The organism is Candidatus Obscuribacterales bacterium (assembly GCA_036703605.1).
GTDB lineage: Bacteria > Cyanobacteriota > Cyanobacteriia > RECH01 > RECH01 > RECH01.
In genome coordinates this window covers 1-1,066 of the sequence record DATNRH010000929.1, presented here as the reverse complement: position 1 = coordinate 1,066, position 1,066 = coordinate 1, and the positions used below count along the sequence as shown (strand labels likewise).

Annotated in this window: 2 protein-coding genes; both read right to left on the bottom strand. The window is 55.9% G+C overall.

Translation table 11 applies throughout. From position 1 onward, the window contains the following. Positions 1-795, bottom strand: a 795-nt coding sequence (locus tag V6D20_19115) for a hypothetical protein (protein HEY9817892.1), incomplete at its 3' end; no start/stop codon positions are given. After that, on the bottom strand, positions 795-1,066 hold a 272-nt coding region (locus V6D20_19110; protein ID HEY9817891.1), incomplete at its 5' end, for a hypothetical protein. The genes V6D20_19115 and V6D20_19110, both read right to left, overlap by 1 nt.

The following is a 1,066-nucleotide window of genomic DNA, read 5'->3' as shown; positions in this document are numbered from 1 at the left end:
CTGGACTAAATTGGGCAACTGCACCACACAAAACGCCATGGCCAGATCGGGATATTGGGTGGATTTGGCAAACTGAATCAGGGCTTGGATGAGCCGCTGTCCCGCTGGGCCAAAAAAGGCATCCGCTTTGCCACCGCCACGGGTGAGGTTGCGGTGGAAGACCTCGGCGAGCACACCGGCGGTGGTGCTATCATTCGCGTCCTGCAAAAAATCAAGCGGATTAATGATGCAGCTATAGGGACGCCCCGGCGCAAACACTTGGACATTGTACTGATGGCGAGCTGCTAGCGTCGCCAAGTAGCTGATCTGTCCGCCTTTGCCATAGGCATCCGCCTTGTAGTCGTACAGCAAAATGGGATGGCCCTGGTTAATGGCTGACACCACCATCGGGTCGATGACCGAAAACGTTTTTCCAGATCCGGCCTTGCCAATTACCACAGCACTACGATTGGCATCGGGCACATAAACCGTGGGCGGTTGCCCCGTCACGGCAGTGGCCAGTCCAGCCATCAGACCATTGTGTAGCGCATCTGGCGGTGAGCCACACCAGAGCACCACCTCATCGGCATCACGACTGTTGAGTTGTTGATACGCTTGACGACTCGCCTTGAGCTTGTCTCCCCGTTGGGCAAAGCGACCCGACGTGAGATGTTGTCTAGACGGAGCCAACAGACTCAAGAGATAGATCATAAGGATCAACCCCAGCAGGAGCATCCCGCGAGGCGAGCCAAGAATGTCCTTGATGACCTGCCACGCCTCGACCCATGGCTCAGTCCATACATTTGCCAACAGCATTACAAGCGTTCCTCAACGTCCGTTTGAATCTCCAATAGCTCCAGGACAGGGATATCGTCATCCGTCTCGCCATTGGCATTAATGCCCAGTTCCCCTAACGACGTCAGCACTGCCAAGTCAATGTGAAGCTGTCGAGCGGCCGTGCGAATGGGCGTGCCATTGCGTGCCTGAGCGATCGCTTCTCGAACCGCCAAAACAATGGGATCATCTGGTGGCGTATAGTCCGCCTCAATGGCAACCGATAGCCCCCGTTCAAGATGGTTGAGCGTGG